Raw genomic sequence first — 22,291 nt, 5'->3', positions numbered from 1 at the left:
TTCCCCCTTGAATGAATGATAGATAACAAAAAAGCCCCTGCCGAACGTATCGTTCGACAGGGGCGACGAAAGCCGCGGTACCACCCTGATTACCCAGTCGTCGACTGAGTCACTCATGATCGGGATAACGGTTTGCTCCGCTCGCTTACGCAAGAAGCTCAGAAACTGTAATTCAACACCATCTGTGTACACGTTCGCAGCGCCACGTGCTCTCTGAAACAGGGAGATGGTCTTTACTTCGGTTTCATCATCGCTTAATCTTTCGTTCTGTTATGCTGTTATACTGTTATGCTTTTAGCAAGTAAAGTATCGTTAAGGAGGACTATACGCTTACTTTTTACTTTCGTCAATGGCTTTTTTACGTTTAAATCGATTAAATGTTTTATCACGGACTGATTTTTGTTCGATCGTCAGTGATGTGATATGACGACGAAGCGCACCGTTGAGCCGTTTTTCGAATGCTTCAAGCTCTTGGATCCACTCATTCATCGATACGACGATCGGTAAGATTTCCATGATGACTTCTTCCTCGAGTTCATCGCGGTCAAGGAAAGAGTGCTTGACGAAAGCGATGTTCTCTTTGACGAGATCCTCCATCGCGAGTGGTTCTTCCGTCAACAAGAGATCATATGTCAGCAAGACCTTCTCTTGTCGCTGTGCGATATGCATCAAGTGATAAAACAATTCACTCCGAAGATCGTCCGCAATCGAGTCAAGGGCCTTCTCTCGCTCTCTGAAGCGCTCTGCCGTCGCGACACCACGTTCGAGGCACGATTGCATATGTTTGAGAATCAAGAGGTTCCGTAAGAGCGAGGCGTGCTTTTGACGTGTTCCTCGAATCTCTTCCTTGTGTAGGTTGAACAGATTTTGTGTCTCAAGGAGCGAATTTGACATTTTATCAATCGCCGCCCGATATGGGGCGACCTTTCCTTCGAAGGCAATCGCTCGCGTGACGACGAGCAGTTTCTCGAAGAGTTTCGTCGCTTTCTGGTAATAGACATTGCCGTAACGCGGCGGGAAGATCAACGCATTGATGCCGAGCGCACAGCCAATCCCGAGCATGACGAGCAAGTAACGGATCAAGACGACTTGCCAAAGTGGTTCGGTCGCTGTCGCCACACTTTCGAGAATGACAATGATCATCAAGACGACGTGTGGAATCGTCCGCCCGAAACCAAAGGCTAGCAAAATCGAGATTGCTGCCATGATGACGATTCCGATTGCAAGCGGATTCGCCGGATTATCCCCTAATATCCAAAGGGCGAGTAACGTCAAAAAGGCACCAATCAAGTTGGCCTCTGCTTCCTCGAGAAATTGTTTCCATGTCTGATAGACCGAAGGCAGGAGTGTCGTCGCTGCCGAGATCGCAGGTAGGATCGGGCTGAGGTTGAACAGATTACTGATCAACAGCGCCAGGATGACCGCAAGACCTGTCTTGATGGTCCGTGGTCCGATTTGTAAGGATTGTCCACCCATGTCCATCCCTCCTTCTTATTCAGTATGCCCTCTATTCTTCACCGTTAGCCGTCAAAATTCAACAAAAAATCCCCTCCGTTTGAAAACGGAGAGGATTTAGATGAATTATGATGCTTTTGTACCTGTTCCTTCTGTCATTTCCGCTTTCGCGACCGATTGGTCAACAAGCGGTTTTTTGAGGAAGGAGAGGATTGCCGCACCGACGAGTGAACCGATGAGGATCGCACCCGCGTAACCGACGATTGCCATGACCGTACCTGATGGACCATCAAGTAACGGGAAGACGAAGATACCGCCGTGTGGCGCTGGGAGCAAGACGCCGAAGACGATTGTCAACGCACCAGCGATCGCTGAACCGATAACGCTTGATGGAATGACGCGGAGTGGATCGGCAGCAGCAAATGGAATCGCACCTTCTGTGACGAACGATGCACCCATTGCGTAAGCAGCGATACCCGCTTCCCGCTCTTGCGGTGTGAATTTCTTACGTGCGAACAATGTCGATGAGAAAGCAACGATGAGTGGTGGAACCATCCCACCCGCCATGACGGCTGCCATGACTTCCGTGTTACCTGCTGTAAGAGCAGCTGTACCGAAAACGTATGCTGTTTTGTTGATCGGACCGCCCATGTCGATTGCCATCATAGCTGCGACGAGCATACCGAGAAGAATTGCGTTCCCACCACTGAGATCGTTCATTGAATCGGTGAGCCATTTCATGAATTGCGCGATTGGTTCATTGACGACGAGCAACATGATTATCCCTGTGATGAACGAACCAAACAGTGGATAGAGCAAGACCGGTTTGATTCCTTCAAGTGCTGCCGGGAGACCTTTGAAGACTTTAACGAGCAGAAGAACGACGTAACCTGCAAGGAAACCGGCAATCAATCCACCGAGGAAACCAGCGTTACCGTTACTTGCAAGGAAACCAGCGATCAGACCAGGAGCAAGACCCGGTTTATCGGCGATCGACATCGCGATAAATCCAGCAAGGATTGGAATCAAGAGAGCGAATGCCGCTTTCCCGATTGTCATTAACTGAGCAGCGAATTCATTGTATGATGGATCATCCGGGTTCGCGGAGTTGATTCCCCAGAAGAAACTGATCGCGATCAAGAGACCACCAGCAACGACGAGTGGCAACATTGCCGATACACCGCTCATCAAGTGTTTATAGAAGCCACCGCGGGCTGGTTTCGAGCTCTCACCCGAGCCGCTTGCCTTATAGACAGGTGCGTCTTGTTTGACAGCACGGTTGATCAATTCTTGTGGTTTACGAATCCCTTGCGCAACTGGTACTTCGACGACGTGTTTCCCGTTGAAGCGATCCATCTCAACCGCTTTATCCGCTGCGACGATGATTGCTGTCGCATCGTTGATGTCTTGTTGTGTCAAACCGTTTTTGACACCAGTCGATCCGTTTGTTTCAACTTTAATACGGACACCCATCTCTTCCGCTTTTTGACGCAGAGCATCAGCTGCCATATACGTATGTGCAATCCCTGTCGGACAAGCTGTGACAGCAAGGATATAAGGCGCATCTTGATCGACGTTGTCGCTTGAGACGTCAACTGGACCTTCTTCTTCGCGTTCTTTCGCTTCGATTGCCGCGATGACTTCATCTTTCGTTTTAGCTGCAAGAATCGTATCACGGAAGTTCATGTCCATCAGATAAACAGATAGTTTCGAGAGTGTTTCAAGGTGCGCGTTATCCGCGTTCTCTCCTGCTGCAATCATGAAGAACAACCGACTTGGTTGACCATCGAGTGCTTCGTAATCAATACCTGCCGAGCGACCGAAAGCGATTGCTGGTGTTTTGACCGCTGCTGTTTTTGCGTGCGGGATGGCAATGCCTTCCCCTAAACCTGTCGTACTTTGCGCTTCCCGTGCGAGAATCGCTTCTTTATATGCCGAGCGATCGTTCAGTTTTCCTGCCCGATCGAGGACGTTGACGAGTTCGTCAATGACAGCGGCTTTAGATGACGCTTGTAAATCGAGCTGAATCGTATCACGTGTCAAGAGATCTGTAATTTTCATGAGTAGTCACACTCCTTTTAGGATTGAATGAGTTCAACGACATTGACGTCTTCGAGAAGACGATCGATATCTTCCTTCGTACAAAGACCGAAGGAATAAGCAGACGCACTACCAGTCGTGACCGCATAGCGGAATGCTTCTTCTGGTGATTTGCCAAGCGCATGGCTGGCAACGAATCCGGCGACGAGTGAGTCCCCAGCACCGACGGAGTTGACAAGCTTCCCAGCCGGTGTGTTTGCCGTGTAGGCACCTTGACGATTGACGAGCAGTGCTCCGTCTCCTGCAAATGAGATGACCACGTTCTCGGCACCACGCTCGACGAGTTGTTGGGCGTAAGGAACCGCCATCTCCTTCGACGTAATCTCGACGTCAAAGATTTCACCGAGTTCATGGTGATTCGGCTTGATTAAAAATGGACCAAGCGGTAAGACTTCAAGCATCGCTTCCTTCGTCGTATCAACTGCGAAGCGGACGTTCCGTTCATTCAAGATCGTCGCGATATGACGATAGAGATCATGCGGTAGACTGCTTGGGATACTGCCTGCGAAGACGACGATATCACCGGCTTGCATCGTCTTGAATCGGGATAATAAATGCTCTAGCTCTTCCGGTTGAATCTTCGGTCCCGCTGCATTCAACTCAGATTCTTGATCAGCACGAATCTTAACATTGATCCGCGTCTCATCTTGAATCGGTGTGAAGTCGGTTAACACGCCTCGTTTCTCGAGTTCCGTCCGAATGAATTGTCCGGTACTTCCTCCAAGGAATCCGAGTGCTTGTGTTTCTACCTCATAGTTTTTTAGGACGAGAGAGACGTTGATTCCTTTCCCTCCGGCCACTTTTTCCGCCTGTTCGACACGATTGACTTGTCCTGCCTCAAATACCGGTAACGTGACATAATAGTCGATGGATGGATTGAGTGTCAGTGTATAAATCATTTCGCGTTCACCACCTCTGTGTATTGACTGTATTTCGCTTCTTGCTCGCTGGATGTCGTCGTGATGATCGTCGCCGCTTGCAAGGACGCCACCCGACTGAAGCTGATTGCATCCAGTTTCGTCTCATCGACGAGTACATACGATTGTTTTGCTAACTCGATCGCTGTCTTCTTTACGAGTGCCTCTTCCGGATCTGGTGTCGTGAAGCCTTGTGTCGGATGAACACCGTTCATCCCAAGGAACGCGACATCAAAATGGTAAATCAACATTCCTTCACGTGCGTTGTAACCGACGAGTGCTTGCGTTGAATGCTTCAGTTGACCTCCGACGACGAACGTCGGGATACGGTGATAGAGTAACGTGTTCGCTAGAGGAAGACTGTTCGTCACGACCGTAATCGCCTTCTCTTCGAGATACGGAACGATGGCAAGCGTCGTCGTTCCGGCATCGAGGTAGACATACATCCCGTCTTCGATCAGGTCAGCGGCCGCTCGTGCGATCCGTTCCTTTTCTTCGACATGTTTGTCACTCTTTTCGAAGTAACTCGGTTCCTCAATTTGCAAATGGTTCGCTGTCGCGCCCCCGTGCACCCGACGCAGATGACCTGCTGTCTCAAGCTGTGATAAATCCCGACGAATCGTAGACTCACTGGCACCGGTTTGCTCGACGATTTTTTGCATCTTGACGACTTCTTCTCGAGCTAGTAATTCGAGAATGAGTTGATGGCGTTTTTTCGTTAACATAAGGTTTCCCTCCACATCTATAATATAAAGCGTTTACATTCAAAAATCAATCAAAAACGTTCAAAAATTATATAATTTCTCTATAAAACGTTCAAAATACGACTTTTTTCGACATTAAACCGTCCTTATAGTTTCATTATACATCAAAAACGGTCATATGATGACTGTTTTATCGAATAAAATCAATCATTTTTCAAATTATCTATGTATTTCGCAAAATAAAAAACCGCTTTCCAAAGTAATGTGGAAAGCGGTGAATGAAATTCAATCATTTCGGTCATCTTCGTTCACTGGACTTCATTTTGCAGGCGACCGATTCCTTCAATCGATACCTCGACGACATCCCCTGTCTGAAGGTAGACCGGTGGTTTCATACCGTGCCCGACACCAGCTGGAGTTCCTGTCGCAATGATGTCCCCTGCTTCAAGCGTCATTCCGCGCGACACTTCAACTAAAATCGTCACGACGTCGCGTAACATCAACGCGGTTGATCCCGACTGTCGGAGTTGCCCGTTCACGCGCGTCTCGACGAGGACGTCAAACGGATCAAAGCTTTCCGCTGAGACGATGACCGGTCCGAACGGACAGAACCCATCAAGCGATTTACCACGGAAGAACTGAACGTGTTCTTTTTGTAGATCCCGAGCCGTCACGTCATTGACGATACTATAGCCGAACACATGATCAAGTGCATTTTCTGGTGTCAAATCACGCCCCGTTGTGCCGATGATGATAGCAAGTTCCCCCTCATAATCCAGTTGCTGCGTCAAATCCGCATGCCGTTCGATTGGTTCGAACGGACCGACGATCGATGTCGGTGCTTTCGTGAACAAGACGAATTTCCCTGCTCCCGCCGTATCCATCTCCTTGATGTGATCGGCGTAGTTCTTGCCGACACAGATGACGTTTCGTGCCGGTACATACGGCGCGAGCTGACGAACATCCCCTTTAAGTAGTGGCGCGATATCTAGATCAAGGTCAACATCGAACTCACGTGAAATCACTTCAAACAATGAATCCGTATAGACTTGTGCCGTCACATCATATGTAGAGCCATCCCGTTCAACCCCGATACCTACTTTTCCTTCATGCTCAAATCGAAACCATTTCATCTTAACTGCCCCCTTTTGTTTTTAGTATAGCGAAACCAATCAAGGGACGCACTTCTCATCGTCAATCAGAAGGAAACAAAAAAGCGGTCGACATCGTGTCGACCACTTCCTCATATCCTCTTCCGTTATGCGATTCGCTGCGCTAATCGATCGACGAGCGCTTGCGACTCTTCATTCAATCCAGTGAGTTCGACTTTTTTGCCGAGACGTTCGTATTTCAAGACGACGTTTTCGATCGCTTCGATAGCGGAATCATCAAACAAGTGACACGCCGAGAAATCGAGCGTGATGACGGACGATGGATCAGCGTCGAGCTGGAATTGTTCCGCAAATGCTGTCGTCGACGCGAAGAACAACGGGCCACGAATCGTGTAACGGACTCGATCTGTTTGCTCCTTGCGCTCGACTTGAATGCGCGAAATTTTTGAAGCGAATAATAACGCCGCAAGCAAGATCCCGACAAGAACGCCCATTGATAAATCGTTCGTCAATACAGTGACGAGAACAGTTGCGAGCATGACCGCAGAATCACTTTTTGGTGACGTCTTGAGCATCTTGAATGAACCCCAGTCAAACGTCGCATACGAGACGAAGAACATGACACCGACGAGTGCTCCCATTGGAATCGTCATCAATAGATCATTCATCGTAAACATCAACAGCATTAGGAACACACCTGCTGTCAATGTCGACAATCGCCCACGCCCACCCGACGTGACATTGATGACCGATTGACCGATCATCGCACAGCCCGGCATTCCACCGAACATACCCGCGATGATGTTCGCAATTCCTTGTCCACGTGATTCCATTGCTTTGTTCGACGTCGTATCCGTCATCTCGTCGACGATTCGTGCCGTCAGCAACGATTCGATCAAACCGACGAATGCAAGTGACAAAGCATACGGGAAGATGATTTGGAGCGTTTCAAGTGAGAACGGAACATCCGGTAAGAAGAAGCTTGGTAACGCCGCTTCGATTTGTCCCATGTCTCCAATGACTCGTGTATCGAGTGAGAAGACGACCGTCAACACTGTCATTATCGTGATCGCAACGAGTGGTGCCGGGATTGCTTTCGTCACGCGTGGGAATAACAAGATGATGGCGAGTGATGCGGCAACCATTGCGTACATGATCCAGTTCTGTCCTTCGAACTGCGGCAGTTGTGCCGAGAAAATCAAAATCGCTAACGCATTGACGAATCCGACCATGACGGATCGAGGAATGAATCGTAATAACTTAGCAATTCCTAAAAATCCGAACGTGATTTGTAGAATTCCGGCAAGGATACCGGCAGCTAGTAAATAATCGACACCATGGTCCTTGACGAGCTGGACGACGACGAGTGCCATCGCACCGGTCGCAGCTGAAATCATTCCGGGACGACCGCCGGCAATCGAGATGACGATTGCAATGATGACGGAAGCGTATAAACCGACCATCGGATTAACGCCAGCGATCAGCGAAAACGCGATTGCTTCCGGAACGAGTGCTAAGGCGACGACGATTCCGGACAGCAAATCCGCTTTTGGTTGCAGGAACCACTCTTTTTTCCATTGAGTAAACATATGATGATGAGACCCCTTTTCTAACATGAATGGTCTCAGTGTAATCTGGTTAGTTTCAAAAATCAACCTTTTTAGGAAGTTTTGGTCCGCACACGGGCAATCTCATCGACCATCGCCTTATAGGTTGCCATGATTTCCTGACCCGCAAAGACCGGATCTTCGTCCATCGTCTCGAGTGCCCGGCGTAGAAGATGAATTTTTGGTTTCTTCCGTTCGAGTAGTTCTTCATAGATGAAATCAAGAACCTCTTCATGGGCTTCCTTCGATTCATCGGAAATCGATGACAGGGTAATCAAGCGTTTCATATGCGCACTCGTCTTCTCGAACAAATCCTTCCGAATGACGACTTCATCTTGTGGCCGATCGAGCCAAACGGATAGGAAGCGCGGCGGAATCAACTGTTCTTCCGTCCGACTGACGTCTTCGACGAGATGCGTCAATCGATTGAATACGTAACGGACGACACGTTCCGGTTGTGTGTTCGGTTCGGATTGTCGGAAGAAGTACATCGCATATTGCAACATTCCTGTATAAATGACCGCTAAATCTAGAAGATACGGTTCTTTCGTCTGACCGAATAAATCACGTAATCGTTCAAACGTCCATTCGATCTCGAGAAGACGGTTATTCTCCATGAACGTCTTCAGTTCTTTTTCATTTGAAGCAATCGCCTCTTCGAACAACGTATACAATTTATATTTTTGCATCAGTTCCAAGTAACAGTTACCTTGTTGAATGAACGTCTCATAATCTGAGACATCTCGTCCGACGAGAATTTCCTTGCGCGCTGTCCGCATCTTTTCAAAGACGGTATTAAATACATCGATGAATAATTCATTTTTAGAGGAGAAGTAGTTATAGAACGTTCCTTTGGAAACGTTACTGTGCTCAAGAATGTCCTGGATGGACGTCGATTGATAACCTTTTTCGACGAATAGCTGATAGGCGGCATCTAGAAGTTGTTTCTTTTTTGGATTCATGGTCTTGTCCTTTTCTGTTCAAATGATTGCAATGGTTTAACAATCACTTATTTTAGTGTATGAAGCAAATAATTTGAATTCATTCGACTTAGCCTGGTAAGATAGCCAAGTTAGTCATAGAATTCAAGTCTAACATTTTAGACTCGTAGTACAAAAGGAGCATAACGAAATGCAATCAAGCAAGCAATCATCACGACTTTATTTAATTTTAACTGTCCTTATGGCAGGTGCGTTCGTTGCGGTCCTGAACTCAACGTTACTTAATATCGCCTTACCGTCGATCATGGGATCCTTCGGTATTCAGGCAAGCACCGCCCAGTGGTTGACGACGGGCTATATGCTCGTCAACGGAATCATGATTCCAACGTCGGCCTTCCTTGTCCAGAAGTTCTCGACACGTCAACTGTTCTTGACGGCGATGACGCTGTTCTCACTCGGTACAATCATCGCTGGACAAGCACACGTCTTCCCGCTTCTACTCGGTGCGCGGATGATGCAGGCATCTGGTTCTGCGATCATGATGCCACTATTAATGAACGTTCTTTTGACCGGTTTCCCGATCGAGAAACGCGGACAAGCAATGGGCATCTTCGGACTTGTCATCACGTTCGCCCCAGCCATCGGACCTACATTGTCCGGCTGGATTCTTGAACATTATGAATGGCGGATGTTGTTCCATCTCGTTACACCGATCGCATTACTCGTACTGTTCACGGGTGCCTTCTTATTGAAGAAAGAGACGGTTCGTAGCACACTCAAACTCGATTTATTTTCACTCGTTCTCTCAAGCTTTGGTTTCGGTGGTTTGCTGTATGGATTTAGTTCCGCTGGTTCTGCCGGATGGGGATCTTGGACGGTCATCGGATCATTGATCATCGGTGTGATTAGTCTGACTTCCTTTATTATACGTCAATTCATGCTCGAAGAACCGATGCTTGAGTTCGGGATTTTCCGTTATCCGATGTTCGCCTTATCGCAAGGAATTTCGATGGTCTTGAACATGTCGATGTTCTCCGCCATGATCTTGATGCCGATCTATATCCAGACGATTCGCGGTATCTCACCGTTTCACTCTGGTCTCTTGATGTTACCGGGTGCGATCGTCATGGCGATCATGTCACCAATCACAGGTCGTCTGTTCGACCGATTCGGTGCTCGGATCCTTGCGATCATCGGCTTATCACTGACGGTCTTAACGACGTTCTCGTTTAGTCAGCTAGCTGCGGATACGTCATACGCGTTCCTCGTCATCATGTATACGCTACGTTTCCTTGGAATCTCGATGGTCATGATGCCCGTCATGACGAACGGGTTGAACCATATTCCGCAACACTTGACGCCCCATGGTACGGCATTGAACAATACGTTGTCACAAGTATCGGGTGCGATCGGTTCAGGTCTGCTCGTGACGATCATGACGTCGCGGACGAAACATCACGTTCCGGAACTTGCTTCACAACCTGAAGCCGCTAATCCGGAATGGTTGCAAATGCAGGCGATGATCGAAGGAATCAACGATACGTTCTTCATCGCAACGTTACTTGCACTCGCGGCACTGATTTTATCGTTCTTCATCAAAAAACGACGGACGACGACACTCGCAGTCGTCGAATCCGTCGATCAAGAACAAAAATATGCATGACCTGATTCTCCCCTGTCTATTCAGACGGGGGAGTTTTTGTTTTCGTGTAACACTCTTTTTTGCAGTTGCTGTCGATCATAAATTCGTTGATTTGTACTGCCCCGAAAACGTGTCGTTCGGTCGAGTTTCGACAGGATGAACGGACCATCGATGAGTCCGTCTAGTCGCAGTATTAGTGGATGCCACCGTCGACGCTGTAAGATTTCCTCTAGTAAATAGCCAGTATATAAAATGACGTCATAATCTGGTCCAAGTTGTTCGAGAAGTTGCACAAGTGCTGCCGCTTGAAGCATCGGCTCGCCGCCGGATAATGTTAAACGACGATTTCCGATCGCCTGAATCCGTTCCACTGTTTCTTTAATCGTCCAATCCACTCCACCTGCCGGATCCCAGGAGGACGGATTATGACAGCCGACACAGTGGTGTGGACAACCGGCAAGAAACAGGACCGTTCGCAAACCGGGTCCATCAACGACAGAATCAGGATGAAGGGAAAGAACGCGTAACATCGTGCTTCACCCGATTCTGCTCTTCAGCCCGTTTTGCCTCATTCCAACGGTCCAGTGTACCGACGAGATATCCTGTGATGCGTCGAATCCGTTCGATCGATCTACTTCCGCAAACCGGACACTGATCCTCGATTGTCTGCTCCGTTCGACAATCAAGACAACGATCGACGGGATGATTGATTGACCCATAGCCGATTCCAGCTTCCGCCATCAAACGAACGATGTCTTCAATCGCTTGCGGATTTCCAGCAAGGGCACCATCTGTCTCGACATAGGTGATATGTCCACCATTACATAATGCATGAAACGGTGCTTCGAGTTGAATCTTTTCACGGATCGTCACGGGCGCATCGACAGGGATATGAAAGGAGTTCGTGTAATACGGCTGATCAGTCACTCCTTTGATTTCACCGAAGTCACTAGCATCACGACGTGTGAACTTACCTGATAACCCTTCAGCTGGAGTTGCCAGTAAACTGAAGTTCAATCCCGTCATCTCGCCATAGTTGTCGACGACCGTTCGCATCGCTTGAATCAAGGCAATACCAATCTGGTGCGCCAGTTCGGAATACCCATGATGATTGCCCGTCAAAACGGTCAAACATTCCGCGAGACCGATGAAGCCGACTGCTAACGTCCCGTGCTTGAGGACCGGACCCACCTGATCCGTACTTTTTAGCATCTCACCGTCTTTCCAGACATGTTGATATAAAAATGGAAACTCGTCAGCCGTTCGACTTGCCTGGAACTCATAACGCGCGATGAGTTGCCGGCATGCAAGTCTTGTCGTCTCTTGGACGGCTTCGAACATTTGATCGACGGTTTGACTCTGAAGTGCCAAACGGACGAGATTGATGCTCGTAAACGATAAGTTGCCTCGACCTGTGACGGACGGGATGTCTCCACGATCTTCAAACACACGGGTCCGGCATCCCATATACGCGACTTCTGCTCCCCCCGGTTGCTCCTGACAGTTAAATGGTGCATCAAGAAACGCAAAGTTCGGAAACAATCGTTTTCCTGTCACGCGGGTGGCAAGTTGAAACAAATCGTAGTTCGGATCCGTCGGTGACAGGTTGATGCCTTGTTTGACTTTAAAAATTTGAATCGGAAAGATCGGCGTCTCCCCTCTTCCTAACCCTCGTTCCGTCGCTGTCAGCAAGGCGCGCTGAAAGAGCCGCCCTGCCTGCGTCGTATTCGTCCCATAATTGACGGATAAAAACGGCACCTGTCCACCGCCGCGTGAATGCATCGAATTCGTATTATGGATGAACGCTTCGCACGCCTGAAACGTCTTTTCATACGTCTCCTGCCATGCGCGCCGCTCCCGCTTGCGTCGCTTCCAATGCGGCACAAGGGCGTTTAGTTTGGTCCATTCGCGTTGGTAGGTCTTTTCGACGAATGGCGCTACATCATCGTCAAAGGTCGCGAAGGCTTGTCCGCCATGCTGCATGTTTTGATTCGCTTGGACGATGATTGCCGCAAGGGCGAGGGCAGAACGGATGTCTTGCGCTGGTCGGATTGAACCGTGTGTCGTCTGAAATCCGTTCGAGAGTAGCTGACCGAGCGGAATCTGAGCACACGTCGTCGTACCGGTCACGTAATAATCGGCGTCGTGGATATACAAGATGTTGTCGTCAAGCGCCTGCAAGACATCTGCTTCGAGATGTCGTCGCATCATCTGCCGCGCTGCTTCCCCAGCAATCCGCTGTAATTTCGCAAGCGGTGTTTTGCCATCAATGTTTGCATTCTCTTGTTCGATATCTTGCGGTGGTGTGAGTAACGCTTCTAAGCTCTCCATGATTCTTCTTCCTCTCACGCTTTTTTATAATCACTATAGCGAGAGTACAGAAACGTTCGCAATCCCTGCACAATTTACGATTTTTTCAACTGTTTCAGCCGTTCTGTCATCAATCTGTTCGATTTATCGTTCAAATGTCTGCATCTTACTCGTTTTAGCCAAACGCATGAATTTGGACGAATCTCACACGTGAAACGACAAAAAAGAAGAGGCGCATGATATCGCCTCTTCTTCGTCTCTTCATTCTGCTTCGAGTAACGCGTCTGTCGCACTCGGCAATTTGACCCGAAAGACCGTTCCTTCTCCAAGGATCGATTCGACTTCGATATTGCCATCATGTGCGCGAACGATTTCCTTACAGATTGATAATCCAAGACCTGTCCCGCCAATCTTTCGGCTGTCTGAGTTGTCGACCCGGTAAAACTTGCTGAATAAATGCGGCATCGAATGGCTTGGAATCCCGATCCCGAAATCGCGAACGCTGAGTTCGATTTGATTGTGTTGGTGAGTCATCGTCACGACGACATCCCCGCCGTCCGGTGAGTACTTCACCGCGTTATTCAAGAGATTACCGAGTAACTGTTTCATGCTGTTCGCATCTGCCTCGACCATGAAGTCCTGTTCATCATTCAAATCAAGTTTCAGACTGTGTTGCTCCGTCGCTGCTTGATAGAACTGAATTTGTTCCTTGACGATTTCTTTCAGGTCAAAGATTTGTTTGTCATACTCTTGCTTTCCTGACTCCATCCGCTGGACGTTCAAGAAGTCACTGACGAGATCGGTCAGACGTTTTGATTCATCGTGAATCGTCTGCAAGTATCGCTTGTTCCGCTCAGGATCCAAATCCCGTTTCAACATTAGCTCCGTAAAGCCAAAAATTGAAGAGAGCGGTGTTCGAAGTTCATGCGAGACCGTTGAGACGAGTTCCGACTTCACGCGGTCGACTTCTGTCTCAGCCGTGACGTCACGGAAGACGAGAATCGTTCCTTTTGAATGTCCCCCGTGCGCAATGGCTTCGGCATAGACTTGAATGAAGTATTCACCTTGGTCGATCGACAAGGAAAACATGCCCTCCGGAATCTCACCCGATAAGACTTCTTCAAAGTATGCTTCAAACGCTTCCTTTTGATCCATCTGCTCGAACATCGTTTCCGGTCGGACTTCGAGGAAGGTCATCGAATCGTTGTCTTCTTCGACTTGTAACGACTGGAAGATATCGAATAACGCCTGATTTCCTAAGATCGTCTTCTCTTCGTGTTTGATGTAGAGAATCGCTTCCCGAACGGAATTCAACAGTTGTGCCGTCTCTTTTCGTTCGTATTCCATCTGTTCATAGAGTGACATTCGCATTAATGAAATGGCGATCTGTTTTGAGAACGATTCAAGCTCCGCCAAGTCTTTTTGATTGAATGGCGCATCAAAGCGGGCCAGATAGAGACAAGCAATCAATTCTTCCTTCGCCGGGTCCATGATTGGGATGACACCTTCATAGACGTGATACGGATACTTGATGAGATCATCATTCGCGACCTTTTTCGAGGAATGTGCCGTTTCCTTTGAAATCATGACGCGTTTCAGTAGCAATGATTCTGTTTTTAAGCTCTCCTGCTGATCCTCCGTCATTTCTTTTGGAACGACTTGCGCGATCTCATTATTCTTAATCAGTAAGAGGGCACCGAATTCTGTCTTCGTCAACCGCACGATCGTACTGATGACAGAGGAATAATCAAACAAACTCTCTTTTGAAGCAAGCGTTTCGATCAGTTCATTACGATCTTGTAAATGTAGCTCATTCGTCCGTGTCACTTCCAAGGCGCGTTCGAGCTCGTTCTGCTTCTGTTGTAAGACCTTCTGGTTAAGCTCCATCTCTTGATTCTTATCTGACAGTTCCGCATGTTGAGAAGAGATCGACCGTGCCATCTGGTAAAATGATGCCGTTAATTGACCGACTTCATTATGGCTGTCGACGTCATGCTCGAGCGAAATCGACTTGCCTTCTGCAAGGCGACGACTCTTAACGTTTAATTCGCGGAGTTGTGACGTCACCCGATGAATCAATGGGCGAACGATGAACAATAGACAAAATAAAAATATCATCAAGTTCAAGAACCAGAACCATTGTGTCTTTTGTAACTGGTCGAGTACTTGTTCCTTCGTCCGACTGTCTGCATTATCCACGTATAAATAACTGGCAACCGATGTGATGACACTTAGTGCAAAGACACTATAAAAAATCGCCATCAACTGTCTGCCCAATTTCTCAGTCATCCAGTGTTTCATATTCATAAATCCTCCTAGCAATAAGTTGCCCTTCGTTCAAGATTGTTTCCTCCTCATCTATTATCATCTAATGATTCCCGGAAACATCTTTCTTGAATCCTTTATGGTCGGGCAGGCGAGAGTCCAATCCCGGTCACGAGGGCAATCGCATCGACGATCTGTCCTTTCATCAGATCATCCGTCTCGATCTGTTGACTGAACAATGGATCGGTCAGTTGACGTAAGCGTTGTTCTGCCTGTTGACCACCCCATGAATTCGGATGCTCGAAGCGGCTAATCAACCGACGTTTGACAGTCGTCTCCTTCGCCATCAAGGCGATATGACGGACGTCATGCCCGTTCGCTCGTAACGTACCGATGATTTCCTGAAAGTACGCTGGATTCGTCAATGTCATCGGTACGATGATCCGCGCCTTTTCCGTATCGAGCTGCTCGAGGAGCTGTCGATTGAACGCGCGCCACAACGGCTCATCCTGAAAATCATCCTTGTTTTCCGGCAGTTGCGCTCGTAAAAAATAGCCTGTCTCCTCTGGATCAAAGATGTGTGATCCGCTCCAGCGTTGTTGTAACCCTTTGGCTGCCGTCGTCTTCCCGACACCAAACGTACCGTTAATCCAAATGATCATCTTATTCTCCTCCACCCTGTTTTCTGTTGTACTATACTGCAAAAGTGGTCGACAAGTTTCAATCGGTTACAAAAAAACACTCCGTTGAAAAAACAGAGTGTTTACCCATATAACCATGTGATTAAAAACGGTGCGATGACGCTAGCACAGACGGCCGTCAAGACCATCGTCAGCAGACCGACCGCCCCTTCACGTTGGTCAAGACTCATTGATTTCGTCGCGCCCATGACGTGGGCAATCGATGCTAAGCCGACGCCACGGCTAACGAAGTGACGAATCTTAAGTCCTGTCATGAGTTTTGGACCGACGATCGATCCGGTTAACCCCGTCAATAAAACGAAGGCTGCCGTTAGCGTCGTCGTCCCACCTGCTTTTTGCGAAATCGCCAAGGCAACAGGTAACGTGACTGATTTCGGTAACAGGGCAAGGTTCGTCGTCCGCTCAAGATGGAGCAGCAGACCGAGTAATAGATCTGAACTCATTGCAATACATGTTCCAAGCAAGACACCAAGTCCGATTTCCGGTAGAAAACGGCGAACGTGATGTCGGACGCGGTAGAGCGGAATCGCAAATGCCGTGATCGCTGGACCGAGCATCTTCGACAAGTACTGTCCCCCTTGCATATATTCTGCATGTGAGACCCCACTATAGATGAGGATGATAATCAGGACAGCCGTCACCGTCAGGATCGGTAACGTCCAGACACGAGGATGCCGTTGGTAAATGAACATTGCGCCACTGAATAAAAGAATGGTCAAAATGATCCAGAACAGTGTCTCACTCATGTGGTGTCACCGCCTCTTTCCGGTGTGCTAAGCGGTCGACGATATACGCTGAGCCGACTAACGTCAGGAGGCTGCTGACGACGACGATTAATAGGACTTGAAGACCAGATGTTCGAAGGAATGCTGTATAATCCATGATTCCGGACAGTGCTGGGACAAAGAATAATGGCATGACGAACAGCAGAAAGGTTCCGCCCCGTTCAACAGCGACGAGAGGAAGCAGTCGACTTTTTAATGTCACGTACAGAAGAATCAAGCCGATGATGTTACCGGGTAATGGTAACTGGAAAGTTTCGCTCACCCAGTCCCCACTGAGTGAAAAACAAAAAATAAGTGCGATTTGAGCAATGATTTGAATGATACGCATAAAGCGTGACAGCATGATAAAGGTCCCCTTATTAACAGTTTCGGGTCTTATTATCCGCCTCTTTTCCTCAACAATCAACCTTAGACTTAATTCTAAATAAGTAATCATCTCTTCCAAAATTACTTATATTTAACTTTTAACAATTTATTTAAAATTAATCGACAATGAATTATATTCAGCTTCAAGATTTACTTTCAATTCGCTAGTATCCTTTGTGTACGTCAAATAAGAACCCGATGGTTCTTTGGCTAAGCTAGAATAAGTAGAATAATTTGAATAGTATTCTTTAAAATCTAAATATAGATCCATATATTTTTCAGGTGGATTTTTTAATTTATTTACACTCTCATCAATAGTAAATTGTGCATCCTCCATACTACTATATATACCCTCGTCCTCTAACACACCATGAACAGTTTCTAATGCCGCGCTAAATTCGCCTCTTTCAATATAACGACCTCTATTATTAAAACGCGTTCCATCCTCTGGTGCATTATTCTCAACTGACGATTCATCTACTCCAAGATAATTTGCAAGAGAACTTAGTCTTAAATTATTTTCAATAGAAGCATTCCAAACGTCACTATACATTACAATTACATCGTTAGAAGTATCACTTAGAGTATTTAGATTTTCTACAGTATTATTCATTAAAGTAAGGTAATCTTTCTCTCGTTGTTCTTTTTTTTCTTTTCTAATAATTGCTTGTTGATTTTTTTTCTCTTTAATTACTAAGTAACTCGCAACTCCTCCCCCAATAACTAATAAAGTTACAATAAATAAAATCATCTTTTTTTTAATTAGTTTTTTTCCCATAGTAAATATTTCCTTACCCCTTTGCAATATATGTATTAGTTAAACTTTTACTTTGTAATTATAGCATTTATTTCTATTTTTTCATTATTTCAGAAAAATTATTCTGATCAAACAATTTTTCTATATAAAAATTCTCTATCAATAGAAAGATTGCTCATCTAACTATATCTAGAGAATTTAAAATTATTTATACTTACATGTTTTATTCCTTAGCAAAATCACATGACCCGTTTGAATAACTTCTCGAGTTCATACGTCGTCCATTCGATGATGACTGGACGTCCGTGTGGACATGTGAACGGCATCTCCGTTTTCGCTAGATCGTCAATCAACCGACGCATCATCTCATCGTTCAACGGATGATTCGCCTTGATCGATTTCTTACATGCCATCATGATGGCGGCATCTTCCCGGTACGTCTCGAGATCGATTTTTCGCTTCATCAATGCTTCATCGAGTAATTCCTGAATCGTCTCTTCCTGACGATGGGAGGGGAACCACGTCGGAACTTCTCGGACGATGAAGCTTTGTGGACCGAATGCTTCGAACTCGATGCCGACGTCTTTTAGCAACGGAAGGACTTCATCCATCCGTTTCATATCATCCGACGAGATTTCAAACGTATACGGTAAGAGCAATTGCTGCCGCTGTTCCGGTGGTCGACCGAACATGACCTTATACGTTTCGTATTTGATTCGTTCTTGCGCCGCATGTTGATCAATCATATACATCCCGTCTTCCCCGGCACAGACGATATAGGACGAATGGAGTTGACCGATGACGTCGAGATGCGGAAAGCGAGGACGCGCAGGTGATTCCTCAATCGGTTCGACAAAGTCCTGCTTGACCGGTTTGAGAGGTTCGAACAGATCATCCTCGTTGCTAAACGGTAATGATTTCTCGACAGGTGGTCGATCGTCTTCTTGCGGCTTTTTCGGAATCGGATAATTCCAGACCGCTCGCGATGATGTCTCTTCGACTGGTTCCGCGACGTAAGAAAAATCGAGTTTTTCCTGGCTACTCGGATCCTTTTTTGGTTTCGGTAGCGTCACTTTCGGAATCAGCGTCTCCCGGCTGAGCGTCATCTTGATCGTCTCCTGGATCAACTGGCAAAGCTCCATCTCTTTTGAAAGACGGACTTCTCGTTTCGCCGGGTGAACGTTGACATCGATCAAGAGTGGATCCATCGTCACCTCGATGACTGCAATCGGATACCGCCCGATCGGTAGTAACGTATGGTAACCGTTCAAGACCGCTTGCGTCAGGGCGAAGTTTTTGACCGAACGTCCATTCAAAATCAACGTGATGTAATTCTTTGAGGCACGGGTCACTTCCGGTTTGACGAGATGACACGTCAATTGATAATCGGCATTCGCACCTTTTGCGACTAACGTCCCTTGGATCGTCTGGTGACCGTAGACACTTGCCAGCGCTTGCCGGACGTCTCCTGATCCGTTCGTCTGGATCAATGTCTTCCCTTCATGGGTAGCCCGAAGCTTGACGTCTGGATGAGCGAACGCCATCCGGTTCAGCACGTCCGTGATCGCCGCAAGCTCCGTATGCGTCGTCTTCAAATACTTCAATCGAGCCGGTGTGTTGAAGAAGAGATGCTCGACCGTCAATTCCGTTCCCCGGTTCATTGCTGCTGGTGTCCGTTCGACGACCGTCCCGTACTCAAGCGTCACTTGAATCCCTTCCGCGTCCTCACGTTTCGTCTTCAACGTCACTTTACTGACGGACGCGATCGAGGCAAGTGCCTCTCCGCGAAAACCAAGTGTCTTGATTCGGAATAAGTCATGCTCATCCTTGATCTTACTCGTCGCGTGACGGACGAAAGCCAGTTCAGCATCATCCGGGTAAAACCCGTGTCCGTTGTCGCGGATCGTCATCCGTTTCATTCCAGCTTCTTCGAGTTCGACATCGATTTGGGTCGCACCGGCATCAAGTGCGTTCTCGACCAGTTCCTTGACGACCGACGCTGGTCGTTCGACGACTTCTCCCGCCGCGATCCGGTTCGCTAAACTATCGGATAATTCACGAATGATTCCCACTGCATTCTCCTCACTTTCTCGCTTCGGCTTGTAGACGATACAGCGTATTCAATGCCTCGAGCGGCGTCATATTGATCAAATCAAGACTCGCCATCGTCTCTCGCAGAGGATCCGCATCTGAGAACAGACTGAGTTGATCAATCGGCTCCTCCTGAACAGGAGCTTTTACAGGTACTGCGACCGGAACAGGCTCAGCCTGCTCGAACTCGGACAAGAGGACTTGCGCCCGTTCAATCAAGCTGTCCGGTAAATCAGCTAACCGCGCGACATGGATTCCGTACGATTGGTCGGCTTTTCCGTCGCGTACTTCATGCAAGAAGACGACACGCCCATCTTGTTCAACGGCACGGACGTGAACGTTCGCTAATCGATCAATCGATTCTTCGAGCACCGTCAGTTCATGATAATGAGTCGAAAATAGCGTCTTCGCCCCGACGTGCCGGGCGATGTGTTCAACGATTGCTTGTGCGAGTGCCATCCCGTCGTACGTCGAGGTCCCGCGACCAATTTCATCTAGCAGGATCAACGACCGGTCCGTCGCACGCGTCAACGCTTCTTGTGTCTCGACCATCTCGACCATGAATGTCGACTGTCCACTGACGAGGTCATCTGCCGCCCCGATCCGCGTGAAGATTTGATCGAAGATCGGCAGTTCCGCTTGAGCAGCTGGTACGAACGAGCCAATTTGATGCAATAAGGCGATCAAGGCGAACTGTCGCATATAGGTCGATTTACCGGACATGTTCGGTCCAGTGATCAACAACATCTCGCGTCCTTCGTTTAAGGTGATCCCGTTCGCGACGTATTCACCGCGCGGTAAGACTGTTTCGATGACCGGATGACGTCCTTGCTGAATATCAACCGTTCGTCCTGTCGTCGTGATTGGTCGGACGTAGTCATGCGTCTCGGCAATCTCAGCCAGTGCGACGAGGACGTCGAGTTCCGCGATCCGGCGACTGACCCGTTGCAAGCTTTCGATATGTCCTTTGACTTCATCGCGCACTCCACAGAAGAGATCGTACTCGAGTGTGACACTCTTCTCTTCCGCCCCTAGGATCAGCGCTTCTTTTTCTTTTAATTCCGGTGTGATATACCGTTCGGCATTGGCGAGTGTCTGCTTCCGTTCATACCGTCCTTCTGGCAACAGCTTGGCATTGGCTCGTGAGACCTCGATGTAATAACCGAAGACGCGATTGTAGCCGATCTTCAACGTCTTGATTCCGGTTGCTGCCCGTTCACTGGCTTCAAGTGTCGCAAGCCATGTCTTTCCGTCTTTTGAGGCGACGAGTAACTCGTCGAGGTCTGGGGAATAACCAGCCTTAATCATTCCGCCCTCTTTCGTTGAGATTGGTGGTGCTTCAACGAAAGCACGATCGAGCAAATCGCTCAATTCGTCGTGCGGATCGAGTCCGAGACTGAGCTGACCAAGACGTTCGCTCATCATCTCCTCGAGCGCTGATTGAATGCGGGGAATCAGCCGTAACGTCGACTTCAATTGAACGAGGTCGCGCGCTGAAGCCGTACCGTAACCGACTTTTGCGACGAGTCTCTCGAGATCATAGACTTCGCGTAACGTATCTTTTAATTGCTGACGTTCGAAGTAGTGTTGCAACAATTCCTCGACAGCGTCGAGCCGCTCGGTGATCACGCGTTCCGATAACAACGGTTTTTCAAGCCAGCGTTTCAACATCCGTCCGCCCATCGCTGTACCTGTCACGTCAAGTAAACCAAGCAACGAACCTTTTTTGTCTCCTGTCCGTGCCGAGCGGACGAGTTCGAGATTCTTGACCGTATTTGGCTCGAGTTGCATGAAGTCATTCGCTTTATAGACGACAGCGGGTTGTAGATGTGTCAACGCTCTTTTTTGTGTATCGTGCATGTAGGCATAGAGCACCGCAAAGGCTTCCGCTTGGGCTGCATCAATCGCACGATCCCCGTGCGGATGCGATTCGCGCCGAGAACTACGCGTCAGTGGAATCCGTAAGTGCGCGAGCGCCGTCTCGTGTTCCTCTGTCGTGACGATGATTTCCCGTGGCAAAATGATGCTCAGTTCTTTGACTACACCGTCGAGTGTCGCAACGCTTGTCAAGGCACTCTCACCTGTTGAGACATCACCGCGAGCAATCCCAAAACGACCGTCCTGTTCGACGACCGCGACTAAGTACCGATTCTCTTTTTCCGTCAACGCGGACATCAACGTTCCCGGTGTGATGACTTGGATGACTTCGCGTTTGACGAGTCCTTTCGTCAACTTCGGATCCTCGACTTGATCACAAAGTGCCACTTTATAACCACGCTCGATCAACTGTTCGATGTAGCCGTTCGCTGCGTGATGAGGCACGCCACACATCGGAATCGGATGTTCCGCGTTCTTTCCATTTTTCGCCGTCAGCGTTAACTCCAGTTCATGGGCGACCATTTTGGCATCCTCAAAGAATAATTCGTAAAAATCACCGAGCCGATAAAACAAAAAGGCATCCGGATAATCCGCCTTGATCGAGAAGTATTGTTTCATCATCGGAGTGTTGTGTACTGCTTCCATTCTTCCACCTCATTC

17 protein-coding genes and 1 other annotated feature are annotated in these 22,291 nt (G+C 48.0%); of the genes, 1 reads left to right on the top strand and 16 read right to left on the bottom strand.

Annotated features, from left to right (window positions below; genetic code table 11):
• Nucleotides 1-55: 55 nt before the first annotated feature.
• Nucleotides 56-260: a binding site (T-box leader), on the bottom strand.
• A gap of 70 nt (nt 261-330) precedes the next feature.
• From ESP131_RS07910 to ESP131_RS07880, 7 genes are all read right to left on the bottom strand, one after another.
• Nucleotides 331-1,476 (bottom strand): FUSC family protein, encoded by a 1,146-nt coding sequence (locus ESP131_RS07910; RefSeq protein WP_023467731.1) that lies wholly within the window; start codon nt 1,474-1,476, stop codon nt 331-333.
• Between the two features lie 105 nt (nt 1,477-1,581).
• Nucleotides 1,582-3,516, bottom strand: a complete 1,935-nt coding sequence (locus tag ESP131_RS07905) for a PTS fructose transporter subunit IIABC (RefSeq protein ID WP_029341220.1) — start codon at nt 3,514-3,516, stop codon at nt 1,582-1,584.
• A gap of 17 nt (nt 3,517-3,533) precedes the next feature.
• Nucleotides 3,534-4,454 carry a 1-phosphofructokinase gene (gene pfkB / locus ESP131_RS07900; RefSeq protein ID WP_047391128.1) on the bottom strand — a complete coding sequence of 307 codons (921 nt, stop codon included), beginning with the start codon at nt 4,452-4,454 and terminating at the stop codon, nt 3,534-3,536.
• Nucleotides 4,451-5,197: a DeoR/GlpR family DNA-binding transcription regulator gene (locus ESP131_RS07895; protein ID WP_029341218.1), complete on the bottom strand. Its 747-nt coding sequence runs from the start codon at nt 5,195-5,197 to the stop codon at nt 4,451-4,453. Before ESP131_RS07895 ends, pfkB begins: the two co-directional genes overlap by 4 nt.
• A gap of 287 nt (nt 5,198-5,484) precedes the next feature.
• A complete protein-coding gene (locus tag ESP131_RS07890) occupies nt 5,485-6,309 on the bottom strand; it encodes a fumarylacetoacetate hydrolase family protein (RefSeq protein ID WP_047391123.1) in 825 nt (274 codons plus the stop codon).
• Nucleotides 6,310-6,434: 125 nt separating this feature from the next.
• Nucleotides 6,435-7,877, bottom strand: a complete 1,443-nt coding sequence (locus ESP131_RS07885; protein WP_047391118.1) for a SulP family inorganic anion transporter — start codon at nt 7,875-7,877, stop codon at nt 6,435-6,437.
• 71 nt (nt 7,878-7,948) lie between these two features.
• Nucleotides 7,949-8,857, bottom strand: a complete 909-nt coding sequence (locus ESP131_RS07880; RefSeq protein WP_035398167.1) for a TetR/AcrR family transcriptional regulator — start codon at nt 8,855-8,857, stop codon at nt 7,949-7,951.
• 169 nt (nt 8,858-9,026) lie between these two features.
• On the opposite strand from ESP131_RS07880, the gene ESP131_RS07875 reads away from it, so the two are divergent.
• Nucleotides 9,027-10,499: a DHA2 family efflux MFS transporter permease subunit gene (locus ESP131_RS07875; protein WP_029341214.1), complete on the top strand. Its 1,473-nt coding sequence runs from the start codon at nt 9,027-9,029 to the stop codon at nt 10,497-10,499.
• A 20-nt stretch (nt 10,500-10,519) separates the two neighbouring features.
• On the opposite strand, the gene ESP131_RS07870 is transcribed toward ESP131_RS07875, so the two are convergent.
• The 9 genes from ESP131_RS07870 to mutS all read right to left on the bottom strand — a co-directional run bounded on the left by ESP131_RS07870 (nt 10,520) and on the right by mutS (nt 22,276).
• On the bottom strand, nt 10,520-11,008 hold the full coding sequence (locus ESP131_RS07870) for a 4Fe-4S single cluster domain-containing protein (RefSeq protein WP_047391112.1): 489 nt from the start codon (nt 11,006-11,008) through the stop codon (nt 10,520-10,522).
• The gene (locus ESP131_RS07865; protein WP_047391109.1) at nt 10,980-12,809 is read right to left on the bottom strand and encodes an anaerobic ribonucleoside triphosphate reductase; all 1,830 of its coding nucleotides are present in this window, start codon (nt 12,807-12,809) and stop codon (nt 10,980-10,982) included. The genes ESP131_RS07870 and ESP131_RS07865 overlap by 29 nt, the downstream gene beginning before the upstream one ends.
• 240 nt (nt 12,810-13,049) lie before the next feature.
• Nucleotides 13,050-15,089, bottom strand: a complete 2,040-nt coding sequence (locus tag ESP131_RS07860) for an ATP-binding protein (RefSeq protein ID WP_047391105.1) — start codon at nt 15,087-15,089, stop codon at nt 13,050-13,052.
• 101 nt (nt 15,090-15,190) lie between these two features.
• Nucleotides 15,191-15,715, bottom strand: a complete 525-nt coding sequence (locus ESP131_RS07855) for an AAA family ATPase (protein ID WP_047391102.1) — start codon at nt 15,713-15,715, stop codon at nt 15,191-15,193.
• 101 nt (nt 15,716-15,816) lie between these two features.
• The gene (locus tag ESP131_RS07850) at nt 15,817-16,500 is read right to left on the bottom strand and encodes an LrgB family protein (RefSeq protein ID WP_029341209.1); all 684 of its coding nucleotides are present in this window, start codon (nt 16,498-16,500) and stop codon (nt 15,817-15,819) included.
• On the bottom strand, nt 16,493-16,882 hold the full coding sequence (locus ESP131_RS07845; RefSeq protein ID WP_052169383.1) for a CidA/LrgA family protein: 390 nt from the start codon (nt 16,880-16,882) through the stop codon (nt 16,493-16,495). Before ESP131_RS07845 ends, ESP131_RS07850 begins: the two co-directional genes overlap by 8 nt.
• Nucleotides 16,883-17,011: 129 nt before the next feature.
• Complete coding sequence (locus ESP131_RS07840) at nt 17,012-17,683, bottom strand: hypothetical protein (RefSeq protein ID WP_047391098.1); 672 nt, start codon at nt 17,681-17,683, stop codon at nt 17,012-17,014.
• A 218-nt stretch (nt 17,684-17,901) separates the two neighbouring features.
• On the bottom strand, nt 17,902-19,734 hold the full coding sequence (mutL, locus tag ESP131_RS07835; RefSeq protein ID WP_047391093.1) for a DNA mismatch repair endonuclease MutL: 1,833 nt from the start codon (nt 19,732-19,734) through the stop codon (nt 17,902-17,904).
• Between the two features lie 10 nt (nt 19,735-19,744).
• Nucleotides 19,745-22,276, bottom strand: coding sequence for a DNA mismatch repair protein MutS (mutS, locus tag ESP131_RS07830; RefSeq protein ID WP_069940394.1), 2,532 nt, complete (start codon nt 22,274-22,276; stop codon nt 19,745-19,747).
• Nucleotides 22,277-22,291: the final 15 nt, after the last annotated feature.

Origin of the sequence: Exiguobacterium sp. U13-1, from assembly GCF_001750115.1 — a bacterium.
Taxonomy (GTDB): Bacteria; Bacillota; Bacilli; order Exiguobacteriales; family Exiguobacteriaceae; genus Exiguobacterium_A; species Exiguobacterium_A acetylicum.
The sequence above is the reverse complement of the archived record's forward strand: the minus strand, read 5'-3'. Positions and strand labels throughout refer to the sequence as shown.

Excerpts from the sequence above, each read along its gene's own strand:
- ESP131_RS07865 (WP_047391109.1), bottom strand. The coding sequence starts at position 12,809 with ATGGAGAGCTTAGAAGCGTTACTCACACCACCGCAAGATATCGAACAA.
- ESP131_RS07860 (WP_047391105.1), bottom strand. The coding sequence starts at position 15,089 with ATGAAACACTGGATGACTGAGAAATTGGGCAGACAGTTGATGGCGATT.
- ESP131_RS07905 (WP_029341220.1), bottom strand. The coding sequence starts at position 3,516 with ATGAAAATTACAGATCTCTTGACACGTGATACGATTCAGCTCGATTTA.
- mutS (WP_069940394.1), bottom strand. The coding sequence starts at position 22,276 with ATGGAAGCAGTACACAACACTCCGATGATGAAACAATACTTCTCGATC.
- ESP131_RS07880 (WP_035398167.1), bottom strand. The coding sequence starts at position 8,857 with ATGAATCCAAAAAAGAAACAACTTCTAGATGCCGCCTATCAGCTATTC.
- ESP131_RS07855 (WP_047391102.1), bottom strand. The coding sequence starts at position 15,715 with ATGATCATTTGGATTAACGGTACGTTTGGTGTCGGGAAGACGACGGCA.
- ESP131_RS07845 (WP_052169383.1), bottom strand. The coding sequence starts at position 16,882 with ATGCTGTCACGCTTTATGCGTATCATTCAAATCATTGCTCAAATCGCA.
- ESP131_RS07895 (WP_029341218.1), bottom strand. The coding sequence starts at position 5,197 with ATGTTAACGAAAAAACGCCATCAACTCATTCTCGAATTACTAGCTCGA.
- ESP131_RS07850 (WP_029341209.1), bottom strand. The coding sequence starts at position 16,500 with ATGAGTGAGACACTGTTCTGGATCATTTTGACCATTCTTTTATTCAGT.
- pfkB (WP_047391128.1), bottom strand. The coding sequence starts at position 4,454 with ATGATTTATACACTGACACTCAATCCATCCATCGACTATTATGTCACG.
- ESP131_RS07890 (WP_047391123.1), bottom strand. The coding sequence starts at position 6,309 with ATGAAATGGTTTCGATTTGAGCATGAAGGAAAAGTAGGTATCGGGGTT.
- ESP131_RS07910 (WP_023467731.1), bottom strand. The coding sequence starts at position 1,476 with ATGGGTGGACAATCCTTACAAATCGGACCACGGACCATCAAGACAGGT.
- ESP131_RS07875 (WP_029341214.1), top strand. The coding sequence starts at position 9,027 with ATGCAATCAAGCAAGCAATCATCACGACTTTATTTAATTTTAACTGTC.
- ESP131_RS07840 (WP_047391098.1), bottom strand. The coding sequence starts at position 17,683 with ATGGGAAAAAAACTAATTAAAAAAAAGATGATTTTATTTATTGTAACT.
- ESP131_RS07885 (WP_047391118.1), bottom strand. The coding sequence starts at position 7,877 with ATGTTTACTCAATGGAAAAAAGAGTGGTTCCTGCAACCAAAAGCGGAT.
- ESP131_RS07870 (WP_047391112.1), bottom strand. The coding sequence starts at position 11,008 with ATGTTACGCGTTCTTTCCCTTCATCCTGATTCTGTCGTTGATGGACCC.